Below are 18,312 nucleotides of genomic sequence, written 5' to 3' on the forward strand. Positions count from 1 at the left end.
CCATGTGAGAGGGCTCCGCAAAGCAAGGCGAAGACGTAGCTGAGCGGCTTAGCCCAGACCACTGAGGCTCTAGTATTGATGACAAGGGAATAGATACCTAAGGGTTCTGAAAGCCTTGAAATCAATAGGTTTATGAATTTTAAACTAGATAATTATATGATTATTTTTTTAGAATAAGTGTTCAAAAATATCTTTCAAATACTTACTTGTAGCAACACTATAAATATTATGAAAGGGTCGTGTCAAAACTTTGGATATTTTGTTAGATTGTGTCAACGGTATGGATGGAGATAAAGTCGGTTTGTAAGTGAAAATTTAATATATGGTATTAATAAAAAATGTGAAAAATAGTAATAAATTCAATTTGTTTTTGATGGATGGTAAAGTAATAGGACGAATTAATTGCACACTGGCTAATTGGACTGGATTAGCTTTTAAAGTGCATAGAACTCATCTATATAAATGTAAAGAGAACGGTGAAATAGTTGATGATACCCTTAAAAAAACCGGATATTTAATAGGCCTTCTTATGCTACAGGTTTTATATTGGGGATGCATTCTTATTACATGATTTATATCATTTGAAGCAATATGGTATTATGACTATAGTTTTACCTCATGGAGTATTATTTAGAGGGAATGCTGATGGAGAAATAAGAAAAAATCTGATAGAATAAAATAAATACAATTATGGAGTTGATAAGTCTATTTGGAATGAGATTCCAATTTATAAGTTACATATGATAACAAAGGGATTTGGTTTATTTGATATTATAGAGCGTATATTCTAACTAAGGAGGCGACATGTGGATTTAAGAGATTTTAGAAAGTGGTTATTGGAAAAAAAACTTCAAGAAGATGAATTATTTATAGAGTCGATAAATTGTTATAATACAAAAGCATACAGAGCAAGCTATCTTTTTTCATATTTAGCTTTTCTTAGAAAGATAACTAATGATGTATTAAAATATAATGGAATTCCTGAAAAGTATTGTCCATTTATTTCTGATGAAACCGAAAGAGAGAAAAAATGGATAAAAGAAATAGAACACTTGAATAATGATAATAAATGGGAAGATAAAATATTCGAATTGATGGAAACTGGAAGTGAAAGGAACATATTTAAAATTCAAGATAATAATAGAACCATATTACAAGATATGAAACATTTGAGAAACTCTGCTGCTCATAATAAGAATCGTAATATTTATGAAAATACAATTTTATCACTTTGGGATAATATTGTATATCTAAACGAATTGTATGTAGTTGGCGGGTCTCTAGAATTGTGGATTAGAAAATTAGATGAGATAAGTAAATATAGTAATTTATTAAAATCGGATATAACAAAACTATCTAATGAGTTATATAATGATTATTTTTTATTTCCTAATGGTTTAAAAAAGAAGGCATTCAAGGATATATCAGATAGAATGATAAAATTATTTACACCTGACTTATCTAATATTTTTAATAAAGATCAATATTCGGATGAAGTGTTAATATTGATTTTTGAAAAAATATTTTCAATAAACAATGCCGATGAATATAAATGGGTTGTTCCTAAATTAGAGGTTTGTTTAACTGTTTGCTTAAAAGAATATAGAATTAATTGTGAAGAAATTGATTATTTGGATGCGTTTAAAGATTTAGGAAATATTGAGATTTTTGATGATAAATCAGAACAAGTTATAATCGGATTTTATAACAAAATTTATAATAAGTTTAAAAAATCTAAAAATAATATCATAAATTATTTTGTTAGAACAATACATAGAAATAGAGAACTTGAATTCAAAGAATTAATAATTGATGATTATAATTTATTGAAGGATGAGACTTTAATTTCAATAATGTTACTTAAAATAAAAAAAATATATACTTATAGAAATTCAATTAATATAATAGTAAGCACCAGTACTTTTGATTACGTCTGTTTTTCAGGCTACTTATCTATTATTTCATTACTGTTTAGGATATATTCATCCATGAGTAATGAGGATTTTGAAAGTCTGGATGAGAAATTGAAAAATGGCTTGGATGATTTTATCGGTAGATGTGAATTATTGTTAGAAACTAATTATAGTGATTCAGAAAATGGAATGCTCTCAATGAAAAAGGATATTGAGGAGTTAAAAAATAGTATAATAAAATAAATTATTAGAGCATCTACTTGAGTAGATGCCTTTTTAATGTTGATTTTTAAGGAGCAATATGGACATAATTAAAAAAATAATTGGAACAATTAAATCAAGGGATAAGCCAAATGATAATATATCTGATAATAGGCATAGATATATTACAGGCATATTATCTATGCTAATAGTGATATTGCTTAACAAACTTTCGCATATTTAATTTTACGTCTAAAATAAGATTAAATAATATATTAGACTATAATTATTATTGATTTACTAATTAATCTCGTCTATAATAAGATTAAACAGTAAAATAGACGGAGGAACGCATGTATTTAAAAAGAGCAATTGAAGATAAATTAAAAGAGACTATTAAACACTATCCAGTAATCTTAGTTACTGGGCCAAGACAGGTTGGAAAGACAACTCTATTAAAGGAGATATCTAAAGATACTCATAAATATATAACTATGGATGATTTGATGCAAAGAAAATTGTTAGATGAAGATTCAAACTTATTTTTTAAAAACAATTCTAGTGCTTTATTATTAGACGAAATTCAATATGTTCCTGACGCGTTTCAAGCAATAAAGCTTAAAGTGGATGATCATGGAAAGCAGGGATACTATTTATTAACAGGTTCGCAATCTTTTTCTTTGATGGAGCATGTGTCTGAAAGTTTGGCGGGGAGAATAGCAATTTTCCAATTGCAAGGTTTATCTTTAAGAGAAATCTTTAAGGCTGAGTTTAATAAGTGTTTTATTCCTAATGAAGAATATTTTTCAGAGAGAGAAAAATCTTTAAGTGTATGTGAAGATATTTGGTCATATATTCACAGAGGATATATGCCTAAATTAAACATCAATGAGGATATAGATTGGAATATTTACTATCAATCATATGTGCAAACCTATATCGAAAGAGATGTAAGGCAGATTACTAAAGTAGGTGACGAGAAAACTTTTATGGATTTTATGATTTCAATAGCATCTCGTTCGGGTGAATTATTAAACTATAATGCCATAGCTAAAGACATAGGGGTAAGTTTGGATACAGTAAAAAGATGGACTTCAATACTAGAAACGTCTGGTATTATTTATTTACTTTATCCATACTCTAATAATCATTTGAAAAGGGCCATAAAAACTCCAAAGGTATATTTTATGGATACAGGGTTATTATGCTATTTAACTAGGTGGTTAACCAAAGAAACTCTTCAATTCGGTGCGGCTGCAGGCAATGTATTTGAAACTTTCGTAATATCTGAAATAATTAAAAGTTATTATAATGCCGGAATATCTAAACCAAGCTTATATTTTTATAGAGATAGAGATCAGAAAGAAATAGACTTAATTATTGAGCATGGAAAAGACTTGTACCCTATAGAGATTAAAATGACTGGAAAGCCTGAAGCGAAAATGGCAAAGAATTTTTCTATATTAAAAAATTTATCGAATATGAATGTTAAGGCAGGAGTAATTCTGTGTCAATATGATAAAAAAATATGGCTAAAAGATGATTTGATTTCAGTACCTATTGAGTATTTATAGTAAAATCTTTTAAAAAAATGTATGGGAATTAAAATTGAAACGTTGAATGCTATATTAGTAATAAAATTAATTGAAGGAATAGAGATAAATTGAATTACCATAATAGTTGAATTTAAGTAAGGAATAAAAATAGAAGTAAAATAAATTAAAGACTCTACATATAAGTAGGGTCTTTTTTTGTGTATAATAAAGTTAATAATTTTGTTTATGATGATGTGGGTTTAGATTATGGAGCAAAATATGATTACTTTGACATGTTTTCGAATACGACATCAACGTAAAAAAGTCCCATGATATGTTTGCCAATACGAGGAAAATATAAAAAAATCAATGATATGTTTACCAAAACGTAAAAATGGACTTTTTACTCATAGTGTTGACTCGAGGCATGTGGAGATGATAGTATTGATGTCCAAAAAGTAAGAATTTGAATTTATAATATAATAGGAGTTTATCTGGAGGTTATGAATGGATTACAAGGAAATATACGCTTCACAAATTGATATTTTGTGGGAACTTCAAAAGCAATATAAAGCAGAAATAGGAGAGGATATACCGAATGATATATCCAAGAAACGTCTGAAAGATGCAATCAGCAAAGGGGAAATATTATTTTTCGGAGCATGGGAAGGTGATGCATTGGTAGGCTGCTGTTCAATAACAGTTGGTTTTTCAACTTTTGACTATATGCCAAGTGGAATATTTGAAGATTTTTTCATATGTCCTGACTTTCGTCATAAAGGAATAGCACGTCAGCTAGTCCAATTTGCATATAGGTCAAGTGCTATAAGTTCAATGACTGTTGCTTGTGCACAATGCGATATAAAAATGTATAAATCACTTGGATTTTCAATTCAGCTTGGAAACCTGTTTGCATTTGAACCATAAGTTACAGTCGTTAGATAAAAAATATAAAGGAGAAAACTATGGAGCATAATTGCGCTATTATTAATGATAAAAAAGCATTTAGATATAGAGCGGCAGCCATCATAGTCGAAGAGGGCTCTGTGCTACTTGCAAGAAATGATGAGGACGACTATTACTACTCAGTAGGAGGTGCAGTCCAAATGGGCGAGACATCAGAAGAAGCCGTGAAGAGAGAAGTATTTGAAGAGACAGGTGTTAATTACAAGGTAGACCACCTTGCCGTCATACACGAGAATTTCTTCATAGGCAGCTCCTGCATAGAAGGAGTAGACTTCCATGAGCTTACCATCTACTACATGATGAAGCCTATGGGAAAAAGAAATTTTACGAGTCAAAGTACTACAGAGACAGGTGCTAAAGAGACAATGCATTGGGTGCCTATAGATGAGCTTGATAAGTGCAAGGCATATCCGACATTTATGAAAGAATATCTTAATTCGGAGCATAGTGGCATAGAGCATATAATTGCAGATGAAAGATATTAATGAAGCTCACCATTATGGCAAGAGCTTGTCCCATAAATATTATTTCATTAAAATTGACAAATAACCGCCAATGATATATTATTATAATTAACAGTACCCGACACGCCTCTTAACAATGCGGACCAAGTCGGGTTTTTTTATTATAAGTAGTAATAGCGTGAAGAAATCTCATCAAGCTCCCATAGATGTAAACGAGCAAATAGAAAATTTAATATCTTTAGATTTACAAATAGAAGATAAAGATTATGCAAAAATTGTGCTTAACAGAGTATCCTATTATAGGATTGTAAAGGCTTATAGTATAACTTTAAAAGAAAATGGGAAGTACATAGAAGCAACTACTTTTGAAAATATAGTTGATCTATATTTATTTGATATGGAACTTAGACATATTCTGTTTTCGTTGATAGAACATATAGAAGTTTATTTAAGAGCTGCAATCACTAATTACTTTTCATTAAAATATGGGAATTTTGGATATAAAGATTTAAGTAACTATAAGAAAAAGAATTTTCAGAAGAGTACCCTAAAGGAATTACAAAGAAAAATAAAAAGAAATAAGAAATCACCATTTATACATAACTTCGAAAAAATTATGAAGGCAGAGAGATTCCATTCTATGCTGCAATAGAGGTAGCAAGTTTTGGCACACTTTCTAAAATGTACAAGAATATGGAGAATGAAAATAAGAAAGAAATTGCCAAAGAATTCGAGGTTGATTATATTTATTTAGAATCTTGGATTGAGAACTTGTCTTATGTCAGAAATATATGTGCTCATTATGGCAGATTGTACGGAGCTAAATTAACCAAGACTCCAAAGTTGTATAAAGAATATTTAAACCAAGGAATATCTAATAACACCATTTTCGCTAGTATTATTAATTTGAAGATACTGGCTAATCAAGAGTATTATGAGAAATTTTATAGTGACTTATTAGAAATAATTAATAAATATGGATCAGTAGAATTAAAGCACTTAGGATTTATAGAGAAATGGGAAAGCATTCTTTAATGATTTCAGAATAAACCAAAAGAATAATTACTGAAAAGCAGCTCCAAGTGAGCTGTTTTTTACATAATATAGGATGGTATAATAAAATCAGCAAAAATAGTAATGGAGGTGATTTTTTGACAGGTATGGAAAAAATTATAGATTTAATTAACTTAAAACAAGAAGGTAGTTATTGGGATTTTAAGAAAGAATGGTATAAATCTGAAAACAAAGACAAACAAGATTTACTCCATGATATTATTTGTATGTCTAATAATTTGGAAAGTAAGGATGCAATTATAATAATTGGAGTCGATGAAGATGACAACTATAACATTAGGGATGTAAGTGAAGATGAAGGAAGAAGAAATACCCAAAACATAGTTGATTTTCTAAAAGACAAAAAATTTGCGGGTGGTTTAAGACCAACGGTATATGTAAAAAGCTATCAAATATTAGGTAAAACAATTGATGTAATAGTGATATTGAATGACAATAACACACCATATTATTTGACAGATAAGTTTCAGGGAATTAGGGCGAATTATATTTACACGAGAATTCAAGATACTAACACACCTATAGATAGATCAGCAGATTTAGATAAAGTTGAATATTTGTGGAAAAAACGATTTGGATTAACTCAAACAGTTTTAGACAGATTTGAGATTTATCTTGAGGATTATGAAAATTGGAATGATGGTCCATATGGTGAAATGCAAAAGTACTACAAGTATTTTCCAGAGTTCACTATCGAATATAAGAGTGATAGAGATGAAAGAGATGGGTATGAATATTATCTTTTTTCTCAAACAGATTCAAGACCACATTGGTATGATATAAAATTTAAATATCATCAGACATTATTGAAAGAATTAGGTGGGGTTGCTTTAGATGGAGGTAGGTACTTCACGCCTTGCCCTGAAATAGATGGAATTACATTAGACAAAAACAAAAGCTTTAGTTGGGATTTTTCATATAGATATTTTACGAAAGGAACTTTTTTTTACAAATTAAATCAGTTTTTCTTTTATCAAGAATCCTTCAGTGATAAGTTCTCTAGACAGGAATTCTTTGAAGTAGTACTATTATTTGAATCGGAAGAAGAGCGTATTGAATTTAAAGAATTTGTTAGGAATAATTGGTATAATAGAAAAAAATATTTAAAAAATGTACACATGCCAAATATTCCGAATTTTCCACAGTACAAAGAGGGGGCATTTGTTGAAGAATATGAAAATGCATTAGTTCTCAATAAAATGTTAGAAGAATTTAGAAATAGTGCAGAATAAATATGTTCCCACATACGAGGCTTTTGAAAAGTTTCAAAATTTATCCATACTGACCACTCAAGGCACGTGGAGACTGTAGCACTTTTGTCTAAACTTGATGTCGATAAACATATAAGTGTTAAAATATAGCTGGATTTGACAAGTGCTGAAATTAAAGCAAAATATAAGCAAATCAAAAAGATGTACTGTTTGGATGATAGAAGTACAGAATGAACAAAAAAATTACTAGCATTTATGATATATGTAGAAGATAAAATCAAGTAATATTGTTTGACGAAGAAATAAATCAACAATTTATTTATTTTGAAAAAGTGAGTGGATTATTGGAGAAATTTGTTTATTTTGCAATTATCATTATGACAATAATTACAAGAGAGTATACAAAGTCTTTAACTCGACGCGGATGAATTTAATGACCTATAACATATTAAGGGTATTGATCGTAGCATTTTTAATTAGATATATTTTTTGTATAGCATAAAAATAATATGTGGTAAAACTATAGTGATGGTCTGTTTGATGAAAGTACCATAAAAAGTAATATTTTAATTCCCCAACGGAGGAGGAAAATGCAAATGTTTAAGCGTGGCATAGGAATTGTAGCAATATTTATAATGATATTATGTTTAGGGGGGTGCAGAATGAGTGCGAATTACACAAACAATACGGAAACAAAGGACCAGAATGTGGTTTTAACCGACCAGCAGAAAGAGATATTAACAAAGGAAGAACTTCCGCTTGATTACAGCCAACTTACCGGCAAACAAAAGATTTATCTTAGTATGGCGGACTATATGCTGACATATGTAAATGAGAAATATGCGCCGTATGGAGTGCATTTTACATATATTGCCTATCATCATCCGGAACTGCTGGATAAGGAAGCGCGCATATTGATTGTTCCCGACGGATATGACCCGGAAATTGATACGGTTGAAGTGTCGAAAAAGGATGGAAATTATGAGGACGACTATTTGGATTTTGCAGTACGAATTGAATTTGAAAAGTTGCTTAATAAACATTTTGCGGAGTTTTTGCCGGAAGAACAGTTTCGTGTGTATGTATCGAGTCTTGATGTTGGAGATGTGAAGACGGAAGAACTTACAAAATTGAATGAAGATTTTTTAATGCAGCACACTATTTCAAGGATAGGGGCTTACATCCTTATCTCGGATGAGATTTGTAAAACGGATGATGAACTGATGAAATTTACGACAGAGTTTTTTACGTGGATGAAAGAAAATAAGTTTTATGGCGGTCCGTGGGTGGAAGTGTGTAGAAACGAAAGATTTACATCTTCTGAACATAAGGATTTTTCGGAGGTAAGGGAAGGAAGAATAGCATTTGCGCTTGGAACTGTTCGCAAAGGTCAAGAATTTGATATTGAAATACGTGGCAGTGTTGAGCAAGGAGGAAAATAACAATGAATGGTAACGTATTAACAGATGAAGAATTGATGCTGTTAGAGCAAAATAGAAAGCTATAATCAGAGGAAAGTTAACACTGATAAATTTCTAAAAATTTTCTTAAAATAATCAATAATTCAAATTCCAGTTTGTAGAACTCAGTAAAACAAATTCTGATTGATGTGGCAATAAAGGAGTGAAATAAAATGATTTACGAACCCGAAAATCTAAAAAATAAAAGAGCAATATATGAAAAAAGAGATAAATGGCTTATCCGATTGGCCTTGCTATTTTGGGCGGTACTGCTATTTATTTATGTGAACATAGCTCCCTATGTAAAATCAACAATTGGCTTTTTAGGCGTTATCGTTGGTGGTGTTGTTATTACTATTGTTTATTTCTTTACTGTATTCTTTGTTTTAATGCTTAGAGGACGTCAATTCAGAAAACTGAATAATGATATTGTAAAAGAATATCAAGAAAACAAAAACGGAGAAATCTTTTTAGAAAAACTTCTTGCAATGGATATGAATCCTAAAGATATGAAAGATGAAATGATATGGTATCTTAATATTGCAACTGCATTTAATGTATTAGGTAAACGAAATGAATGTATTGCTTTATATAAACAATTAGAAGAAGTTGCAACAGAAAAAGAGAAAGAATATATTCAAAATAGCATCAAATTTGTGCAAGAACAATCAGAAAAAGACGATACTCATTAAGAGTCACAATAAAATTAAGAAAGACAGAAGATAGTCAGATGTTTTGTACTATTCCCCATGTTATTTTTATTGTAATATCAAGGCTCATTCAATCGTGGTAAAATAAATGGTTTTTCTATACTTTAAAACGCTTGAGAGTGTGGTATTGATGCCAATGAAATAGAATAACAAGATATAAAAGTGTTGAAACAGGTGGCTTTTAGGATGTTTTAAAGAAATCTTAAAAGCTATTTTTCTATTATATCTAAAGAAATATTTATGCGAGTCCCAGAAGAAAATGATAGACGAGCTAATATGGTAAGTGGCAAAGGAAAGAGAAGAATTAATTCAAGCAAATACACACTTTCAAGTATTGTCTACAGCTCTAAATGCAGGGATATCTAAAAGCATTAAATTAAAAGAAATAATAAAAAAGAATATTTAAAAAGCCATCACGAGTGATGGAAGTAGCCAGATAGAAGAAATAGAAGAAATCACAATAAGAGCAAACGAAAAAAGAAATACTTTTAAATATAAAAATAAAAGACGAAAAAATTATCTCATATATAAAAAATCAATACAAAGATTCAACTTACAACATTAACCTAATAAATAAAAAAGAAAAAATAAATATTTCAGGCAAAGATTATCTCATATATAATTTATTAGGAAAAAAATTCAAAATATCTATGAACGAATTTTACCAAGTTCGAGAAAAATGTTGAAGTATCCAACTGAACTTATGCCTGAAATTGTTAGTGGTACAAAAAATGAAAATGCAGCCTATGTGTTTTCTGATTTTTATATAAGCAATGAAGATATTGAAGATAGTGAATTATCATCAATATTTGAAACATTTGCAAAGGGCGGAATTTATAAAGATTGTTGTTTTGGGAACTCATGTACACATGCACTGGTTAGACAAAAAAAGCTTATGAATAGAAATATTGAAAAATCAGAAGGGATAACTTTCATTGTAGGAAAATTAAAAGAGCCATATATAGTGCAAGTAATAGGTTAAATAAATGATGAATTGCAAATAATATTGCGACACCTAAACCAAACTAAGTTCGTGCATAAATAAATCAAATGGAGTTGGGTCTGTAAATAATTTTGTGTATCAACCTAAATCCTGACATGATATGTACCCTCTTTACTGGACAAACCAGTAAGGAGGGTATTTTTATGAAATATATCTATGAGTTTAAAAAGAACTGTATAGAATTATACAAACAAGGTAATGGTCTGATACACATAGAAGTATCAACAAATATTACTTCCGTAACTACATAAGAAGATGGAATAATTTAGTAGAAACACATGGAATTGAGGTATTAAAGCATGAATCTCATATATATATATATCCATAAATTTTGTAATTGTTAACCTATGAATAAAGTTGTCCAGGATTGATACCGATTTCAATTGCTACAGACCTTATTGTTTTCCTGCTAGCACTTTGCTTACTATTCCTAATTTCTCATCAGTTGTCCACTTGATATTATTTCCATGTTTTAAAATTTCTGGACCATGAAGTTCTTCTCAAAGAGATAGTAGGTCTTTTTTATTAATTTTATATTACAATTAATTTTGATTAATTTACTATCTTATTAATGGTATACTGTGAATATGACTATTAAAATTTATTAAGAGGATAAGAATGAAAAATATTTTAATCATAGAAGATAATAAAGAGATAGCGTTACAAATGGAAAAGTATTTGCTTAATAATGGTTATGAGGTAGAGATTGCATCATCTTTTTACGAAGCAAGCTATAAGATGAATGTAGACATGGATGTGGCACTTCTTGATATAAATCTACCAGATAAAGAAGGTCAACATTTGATAGAAAGTTTAAAAGATAAGGACATAAGAGTTATTGTAACAACTGTAAAAAATGATGAAGATTTTATAATTGATGCCCTAGATCAAGGAGCAGATGACTATTTAACTAAACCATTTTCCCTTGCCATATTAAGGGCAAGAATTGATGCAGTTTTAAGGACAATACCTATAAGTCAAGACAAAAAAATTACTCACAAGGATATCAAAATAGATTTAAATGATTCAAAAGTTTATTTTAAAAATAATCAAATAGACCTAACTCCACTTGAATATGAAATATTACTGTTATTTATCAAAAATCCCCACAGGGTTTTCACAAGAAACCAACTTTTAGAAATGTTTTGGGAAGATAGGGATAAATTTGTAAATGACAATACTCTCACATCAACTATTAAGAGAATAAGAGAAAAAATTGATAGAGAAGTTATTACTACTGTCAGAGGAATTGGATACAGGATGGATTGAGATGCTATATATATTTTGGATAATAAGTCTGGGGCTTCTTTATTATTTTTTAGAAAAAAGAAAGAAAAATAGGATAAATGAGCTTATAGATTTAATAGAAAACATGAAAAATCAAAATTATAAAATCCCAATGAAGCAAGATGATTTTTCAATTTTGGAAGATAAAATTTATAAGCTTTTTATAGAAATAGTAGAAGCCAAGGAAACCACAAGCAAAAATAGCGAAAAGCAAATAGAATACCTAGAAGACATCGCTCATCAAATCAAAACTCCTATCACATCTATGCTTTTTTCCATAGAAAATTTGGAGATGGACTTTCCAGATATTGAGGATATAGAGATTTTAAAAAGACAATTATTAAGATTAAACTCTCTATCAGATATTTTGCTCAAACTATCTAGCCTTGATGCAAACAAAGAACTTATGAAAAATGAAGATGTTCGTCTTGATGAGTTGATCTTTTATTCTCTAGATACTCTTAATTTAAAAAAATCTGTAAGAATAATAATAGATGATAGTCTAAAGGAAAATATAATTTGCGGAGATTTTTATTGGCTGGCAGAAGCTATCATAAACATTCTTAAAAATGCAGATAATAGAAAATCTTGCGATAAAATAACAATTTCATCTGAAAAAAATCCCCTCTATACATCTTTAATTATTGAGGACAATGGCGGAGGAATAGAAAAAGAGAATATGAAAAAAATCTTTAAACGATTCTATAAAACGCCCGACTCAAATGGTTTTGGAATTGGTCTTGCTATGGCGAAAACAATTGTCGAAAAAAACAACGGAGAAATTTCTGTTTCAAATATTGATGTTGGAGCAAGATTTGAAATAAAATTCTACAATGTCACCTAAAAATCACTTTACTTTTATATGCTTACCTTGACATAAGAAAAAGGAGGCAAGTATGGAAATATTAAAAGTAGAAAATTTAAGAAAAGAATACGGCGAGGGTAATTCTAAGGTCATTGCCTTAGACGGTGTTAACCTTGAAATTGAAAGAGGCGAATTTGTCGCTATTGTAGGACCGAGTGGGTCTGGTAAATCAACCCTCCTACATATCATAGGAGGAGTAGATAGTCCAAATTCTGGAAAAGTTTACATAGATGGTAACGATATATCAAAGTATTCTTCAAAAGAATTAGCATACTTTAGAAGAAGAAAAGTCGGACTAATTTATCAATTTTATAATTTAATTCCCAACTTAACAGTTCGTCATAACATAGAACTTCCATTAAAACTTGATAAAAGGAAAATCAATCAAGATGAATTTTCAGATATAGTAAAAAAACTGGGTATAGAAAGTAAACTTGACTCTTTTCCAAGTGAGCTTTCAGGAGGTCAGCAGCAAAGAGTTGCCATAGCTAGAAGTCTTATCTACAATCCATCTATAATATTAGCAGATGAACCAACAGGTAATTTGGACAGGAAAAATTCTAAGGAAATGATAGAAATCTTTAAATACTTCAATAAAACCTTAAAACAGACGATTATCCTAATCACCCATGACGAAGAAATTGCCTTACAAGCAAATCGCATTATTACAATAGTAGATGGAAAAATTGTAGGAGATGAAAAACATGAATAAGAAGAATTTTCCTATTTTCATCTCATTATTTATTGTAAGTTTGTTTTTCACCGTAATTTTTTATTACGGATATACAAATATGAAGGCTAACTATGGTTATTACATGGCTTCAAGCTTTTATCATGGGGAGATTAAAGAAGAACTCTCAATTGAAGACGTTGAAAAATTAAAGTCCTCTGAAGATATAGATTTGGTCGGAAAAATGTCTCTTAATCCTGACAATGGAAGGCTTGCTGACGATTTAGTCGTTGTCAACTACCAAGACCAAGCAATCAATAAGATGAGAGAGTATTCAAGACTTGTTGACGGCAGATTTGCTGAAAAGGAAGATGAAATTGTAATATCTGAAAGCCTCGTAGAGAAAAATAAACTTAAAATAGGCGATAAGCTAGAACTTGATTTAGGCAAAAGGTTTTTAGATGGCGAAGAGATAGGTCCCACAAGTGCAAATACTGACAGAGAAAAATTTGAGAGCCAAGGCTCTAAAAGCTTTACTTTAGTCGGTGTTTATGGAGATGTCTACAACAAGTACAGCAAACTAAGTTTTGCTCTAGGGCTACAAGACAAAATGACCACTTTCAAGACTTTTATAAAGTTTCATTCATTTGAAGAAGCTTACAAAAATAGAGCTAAAATACGAAATGAAATAAATAAGAGACTTGGTAAAGATGTTCATTTAGAATTTTCTAAAAGTCTTATAAACTATTATGGATTAGAAAACGAACTCTTACAAAATATAATGAAAAAGTCTGTTACTATTCTATCAGTACTTGGATGTATAGTAATCTTTGTGTTTTTTATAAAAAACATATTTTGGGTTTGGGGGCTTAGGAAGATAAGAGAGCTTTCCATTTACAAGTCTATAGGATCTACCAATGGACAAATTTATCTCTTACTTCTAAAAGAAGGACTTGTTACAACTGCAATTCCAATACTTTTAGGACATATTGCAGGCTTTATCTTTATGTATCGTTTGTATAAAAACATAACAGAAGGTGTAGGGGTAAGTGCCTTTGAAGGAGTAAAATTTAATCCCTTATTAAGTTTAGCAATAATTTTGGTTTCTTTTATTATTGTAGCACTAGCCATTAAATCCCCTGCGAAAAAGATTTCTAAAATAAATATTATAGACGGCATAAGAGGGAATATAGATTTTTCAAAATCAAAGAAGAAAAGAGCCAAAGATTTTTGGAAGGAATTAAAACTTAACAACTTAGCTTCAATAAAATCACAGAGATATATTTCCGCTATAGGGATAATCATTATTTCAGTATTTATAATCACCATAGGCATCTCAACATACTACAGAGATTTTTCTCATTACGATGATGGCTATAATTTTTCCGTGGATTATTTTAGTGAAAAGAATCAAGTCCCAAAAATATTAAAAGAAATTGTCGATAAAATTCCTAACGAGAAGTCTTATATTTCAAAAGATAAATATGTTCAAGTAGAAAATACTAACGAATTCTCAAAGGAAGCAAAAGCAGCTGGATTAGATGAGGAAGCGAAAAAGAATATAAAAAAATATAAGGCAAAGGGTATGGATGGATTTATCATCGCCTTGGAAGAAAAAGACTTAAAAGAACTTGGAGGAAAGAAGGGTGAATTTGTCCTCTATAATACAATTCAAGAAGATTCTTCTATTCCAATAGCAAAGGCAAAGAGAATTTCATATTTTGGAAACCCACAAACTTTAGACATTAACTTTGAAAATGATTATAATAAGACTATTAAAATTTCAAAGACAATAACAGATTTGGGAAAATATAAGTCAAGAACAATGCCATTTGATGTAAAAGTTTATACAGATTTTGACACTTATTTTAAACTTATGGAAGAATCAGGTGATGAGAAATATACAGAATATGCCTATACTTTAAATATGAAAGTAAAAGATTCTGATACCAAAGATGTAAAAGAATATGTAGAGGCCATGATAGGAGAACAAATTTCACCTGATGATAGATTTAATATCAAAATAGGTGAAGAAATCGCAAAAAATGAATATAAGGAAGTAAAAAGTTTCATAAAATTTGTAATAGGAATAGCATCGATCATCTTTGTACTAAATATCACCAATGGCTACTCATCCATTAATTTAAGTCTAATGAGCAGAAAAAAAGAAATCGGAAGTCTTTATTCTTGTGGTATGGATGTAGATGAGTTAAAGAACATCTATCAAAAGGAATTTATTGAAGAACAGGTAAAATCCTTTATAATTTCTATTATGGTGAGCTTAGGAGTTATGTTTATAATATCGATAATCGCTTCTGATTTAAGAATGAGTACTTTAATAAAATATTATGACTACAAAAGCTTCCTAGGATTCTCACTAGTCGTCTATGGTATTAACCTAATCATCTATAACTTCTCCTTAAAGAGAATATTAGACAGACCGACTATAGATTTAATTCGAACAATATAATTTCAAAAAAAGAGGATTATATGAAGAAAAAATCAGTAATAAATTATATGTAGTTGGAATCGCAATTTTGGTGATTTATTACCTACTTCCAGTAGATATATTTGAAAACTATACAAACCTAAAACCAACTGGACTCACATCAATATTTGTCTGCCCAATTATTGGACTAATAGGTTTAATATTTGGCGTAAAGGTAAAGGACAGATTATTTATAGTGTTGAATATTATGTTAACCTTATTACTGCCTATAGCCATGTTTGTAGGTCATCTAATATAAGTAATGTAACTAAAACAAGAAAATAATAACCTAAACAGCTCTTTTATGGGCTGTTTTTTCTGTGCTTAAGAATGATATAATAGATCATAAGATGAATACTAATTGGACACATATCCACATACGAGGCTTTTGAAAAAAATTAAATTTTATCCATACTGTCTGCTCAACCCATGTGGAGAGTGTAGTGTTTGTATCAAAACTTAAAGAAAAATAATTGTAAAAACCAAGTAGTACTGAGATTTTTAGGAAATCTTGAAAATTTTTCATTTGGTTATTTAATGATTTTCAGAAATTTACCCACGGATAGGTCAACCGAGAAATCGCTAGGGTTGAGTTTCTGATAGATATCGATGAGTTGTGGCTGTGAGATAGATATTGCAGAAATTTCAAAATTGAGATGAAAAAATTATTATTAGAAAATATCAAACACATTTAAGAATTAAGAAAATATATTAAGACAGGACTTTGGTCCTGCCTCTTTTATATTATCTTCTTTTTTTCATGGAACCAAGGAGGCCTCTTGCGATTTCACGACCAATGGTTCTCGTAATGGTGCCGAGCATGGAGTCGATGCCCTTATCGAAGTAAGTCTTTTGACTGCGCTTGGATTTTTGTGCTTTTTCGAATTCTTTTTTTTGAGTATCAAGTTCTTTCTGTCTTTCGGCTTCTGATTTTTCTTTTTCAGCTTTCAACTTTTCTCTTTCAATTCTTTCTAAAAGAATTTCGTAGGCGGATTCTCTGTCAATTGCTTCTTTGTACTTTGTATAAAGTGGAGAAGAATTAACTAAGACTCTATACTCCTCATCGGTTAGTGTTGAAAAGGATGAGCGGGGCGGAAGGATTAGTGCCTTGTCTGCCACAGTTGGTGCACCACTTTCATCGGCAAATGAAACCAATGCTTCTCCGGTCCTAAGATTTATGATTTCTTCCTTTATATCCATTGATTCATCTTGTCTAAATGTGTTTGCAACAGCGTTTATCGCCTTTAGTTCCTTTGGAGAATAAGCTCTTAGTTGATGTACGATTCTGTTGGAAAGTTGTGATGAAACGGATTCTGGTATGTCGAGAGGATTTTGTGTGATGAAGAAGACGCCCACCCCTTTACTGCGCACAAGACGAACGACTTGGATAATCTTGTCTTGTAAAACTTTTGGCGTGTTGTTAAAAAGTAAATGCGCTTCGTCAAAGAAAAATACAAGCTTAGGTTTGTCCAAATCTCCAAGTTCTGGGAAGTTTTCATAGATTTCTGAAAGTAAGTATAGGAGAAGCATGGAGTAGAGAAGTGGATTTGAGATCAATTTTGTAGCATTTAAAATATTTACAACACCCTTACCACTTGGATCTGTTCTAATAAAATCGCCGATGTCTATCGCAGGTTCTCCAAAGAATAAATCTCCGCCAGCATCTTCAATAAACAAAAGCTTTCTAGAAATTGCAGAGAGACTTTGACTAGCCACATTGCCGTAGGTCCTACTAATCTCGTCCTTATTTTCACCGACAAAATTTATCATCTGTTTAAGATCCTTTAAATCGATTAATAGAAGACCCTCGCTGTCGGCAACCTTGAAAATAATATTTAAAACCCCAGCCTGAGTATCGTTTAGGTCTAAAATATTTGCGAGCATAAGAGGACCCATCTCAGAAACAGTAACCCTAAGTGGAATTCCTTTTTCGCCGTAGATATCCCACATATTTACAGGATAATTCTTAAAATCAAAATTAGAAATACCAAGTTCTTCAAGCCTTGAATTTAATTTATCATTCATCTCGCCAGGCTTAGAAATATTTGCAAGATCACCCTTCACATCCGCAAGAATGGTCGGAACTCCAGCGTCAGAGAGACCTTCCGTAAGCACCTTTAGAGTGACAGTTTTTCCAGTTCCAGTAGCTCCGCTGATCAGTCCGTGTCGATTTATTTTATTTAAAAGAATATAATTTTCCGTATTCCCATTGCCAATCAAAATTTTGTCCATGAGAGCCTCCTTTCATAATTAATTTCATTATAACATAATAAATTAATATATAGACGAAAACCTGAACATAAATATATCCTGAAAAAGATGTAAAAGAGTTATCTTTTATTCATTTCACAAGTAAAAAATTTCAAAATACAGGAAATGAAGATGAAAGATTACCTAGTTTAAGAAGATGAGAAAGAATATATAATTACATCGTGGGCACTCGGTATTATAAATATTGATTAGGT

The 18,312-nt window shown here is 30.4% G+C and carries 16 protein-coding genes and 2 pseudogenes; 17 read left to right on the forward strand and 1 reads right to left on the reverse strand.

All coding sequences use genetic code 11. The features are described 5' to 3' along the window. Positions 1-545 precede the first annotated feature (545 nt). The 17 genes and pseudogenes from HMPREF0078_RS09315 (at position 546) to HMPREF0078_RS09260 (ending at position 16,106) form a co-directional block, all read left to right on the forward strand. Positions 546-677, forward strand: a complete 132-nt coding sequence (locus HMPREF0078_RS09315; RefSeq protein ID WP_198482181.1) for an N-6 DNA methylase — start codon at positions 546-548, stop codon at positions 675-677. 129 nt (positions 678-806) lie between these two features. Further along, positions 807-2,156: a hypothetical protein gene (locus HMPREF0078_RS02840; RefSeq protein WP_004838576.1), complete on the forward strand. Its 1,350-nt coding sequence runs from the start codon at positions 807-809 to the stop codon at positions 2,154-2,156. Between the two features lie 311 nt (positions 2,157-2,467). Continuing rightward, the gene (locus HMPREF0078_RS02845; RefSeq protein ID WP_004838577.1) at positions 2,468-3,688 is read left to right on the forward strand and encodes an ATP-binding protein; all 1,221 of its coding nucleotides are present in this window, start codon (positions 2,468-2,470) and stop codon (positions 3,686-3,688) included. A 468-nt stretch (positions 3,689-4,156) separates the two neighbouring features. Beyond that, positions 4,157-4,576 carry a GNAT family N-acetyltransferase gene (locus HMPREF0078_RS02850; RefSeq protein ID WP_004838578.1) on the forward strand — a complete coding sequence of 140 codons (420 nt, stop codon included), beginning with the start codon at positions 4,157-4,159 and terminating at the stop codon, positions 4,574-4,576. A 38-nt stretch (positions 4,577-4,614) separates the two neighbouring features. Beyond that, entirely contained in the window at positions 4,615-5,100 is a 486-nt protein-coding gene (locus HMPREF0078_RS02855) for an NUDIX hydrolase (protein WP_004838579.1), read from the forward strand. Between the two features lie 115 nt (positions 5,101-5,215). Next, a pseudogene (locus HMPREF0078_RS09095) lies at positions 5,216-6,114 on the forward strand (Abi family protein). Between the two features lie 125 nt (positions 6,115-6,239). Then, complete coding sequence (locus HMPREF0078_RS02865; RefSeq protein WP_039920721.1) at positions 6,240-7,385, forward strand: AlbA family DNA-binding domain-containing protein; 1,146 nt, start codon at positions 6,240-6,242, stop codon at positions 7,383-7,385. A gap of 63 nt (positions 7,386-7,448) precedes the next feature. Then, positions 7,449-7,511: pseudogene (locus HMPREF0078_RS09375) on the forward strand (23S rRNA methyltransferase); the annotation flags it as partial. Between the two features lie 443 nt (positions 7,512-7,954). Next, positions 7,955-8,806: a hypothetical protein gene (locus HMPREF0078_RS02870; RefSeq protein WP_004838583.1), complete on the forward strand. Its 852-nt coding sequence runs from the start codon at positions 7,955-7,957 to the stop codon at positions 8,804-8,806. 191 nt (positions 8,807-8,997) lie between these two features. Further along, complete coding sequence (locus tag HMPREF0078_RS02875; protein ID WP_004838584.1) at positions 8,998-9,516, forward strand: hypothetical protein; 519 nt, start codon at positions 8,998-9,000, stop codon at positions 9,514-9,516. Positions 9,517-9,817: 301 nt separating this feature from the next. Then, positions 9,818-9,940: a hypothetical protein gene (locus HMPREF0078_RS09320; protein WP_004838585.1), complete on the forward strand. Its 123-nt coding sequence runs from the start codon at positions 9,818-9,820 to the stop codon at positions 9,938-9,940. Positions 9,941-10,237: 297 nt separating this feature from the next. Beyond that, complete coding sequence (locus tag HMPREF0078_RS02880; RefSeq protein WP_244261730.1) at positions 10,238-10,516, forward strand: peptidase; 279 nt, start codon at positions 10,238-10,240, stop codon at positions 10,514-10,516. A gap of 639 nt (positions 10,517-11,155) precedes the next feature. Further along, complete coding sequence (locus HMPREF0078_RS02885) at positions 11,156-11,806, forward strand: response regulator transcription factor (protein ID WP_004838587.1); 651 nt, start codon at positions 11,156-11,158, stop codon at positions 11,804-11,806. A gap of 1 nt (position 11,807) precedes the next feature. Further along, positions 11,808-12,668 (forward strand): sensor histidine kinase, encoded by an 861-nt coding sequence (locus HMPREF0078_RS02890; protein ID WP_039920441.1) that lies wholly within the window; start codon positions 11,808-11,810, stop codon positions 12,666-12,668. 52 nt (positions 12,669-12,720) lie between these two features. Continuing rightward, positions 12,721-13,401, forward strand: a complete 681-nt coding sequence (locus HMPREF0078_RS02895; RefSeq protein WP_004838589.1) for an ABC transporter ATP-binding protein — start codon at positions 12,721-12,723, stop codon at positions 13,399-13,401. Beyond that, positions 13,394-15,829, forward strand: a complete 2,436-nt coding sequence (locus tag HMPREF0078_RS02900; protein ID WP_039920444.1) for an ABC transporter permease — start codon at positions 13,394-13,396, stop codon at positions 15,827-15,829. Before HMPREF0078_RS02895 ends, HMPREF0078_RS02900 begins: the two co-directional genes overlap by 8 nt. A 67-nt stretch (positions 15,830-15,896) precedes the next feature. After that, the gene (locus HMPREF0078_RS09260; protein ID WP_004838591.1) at positions 15,897-16,106 is read left to right on the forward strand and encodes a hypothetical protein; all 210 of its coding nucleotides are present in this window, start codon (positions 15,897-15,899) and stop codon (positions 16,104-16,106) included. 485 nt (positions 16,107-16,591) lie between these two features. Here HMPREF0078_RS09260 and HMPREF0078_RS02905 read toward each other — a convergent pair whose 3' ends face one another. Continuing rightward, positions 16,592-18,079, reverse strand: coding sequence for a helicase HerA-like domain-containing protein (locus HMPREF0078_RS02905; protein ID WP_004838593.1), 1,488 nt, complete (start codon positions 18,077-18,079; stop codon positions 16,592-16,594). Between the last annotated feature and the right edge of the window lie 233 nt (positions 18,080-18,312).

This window comes from Anaerococcus vaginalis ATCC 51170 (assembly GCF_000163295.1).
GTDB classification, from domain to species: domain Bacteria; phylum Bacillota; class Clostridia; order Tissierellales; family Peptoniphilaceae; genus Anaerococcus; species Anaerococcus vaginalis.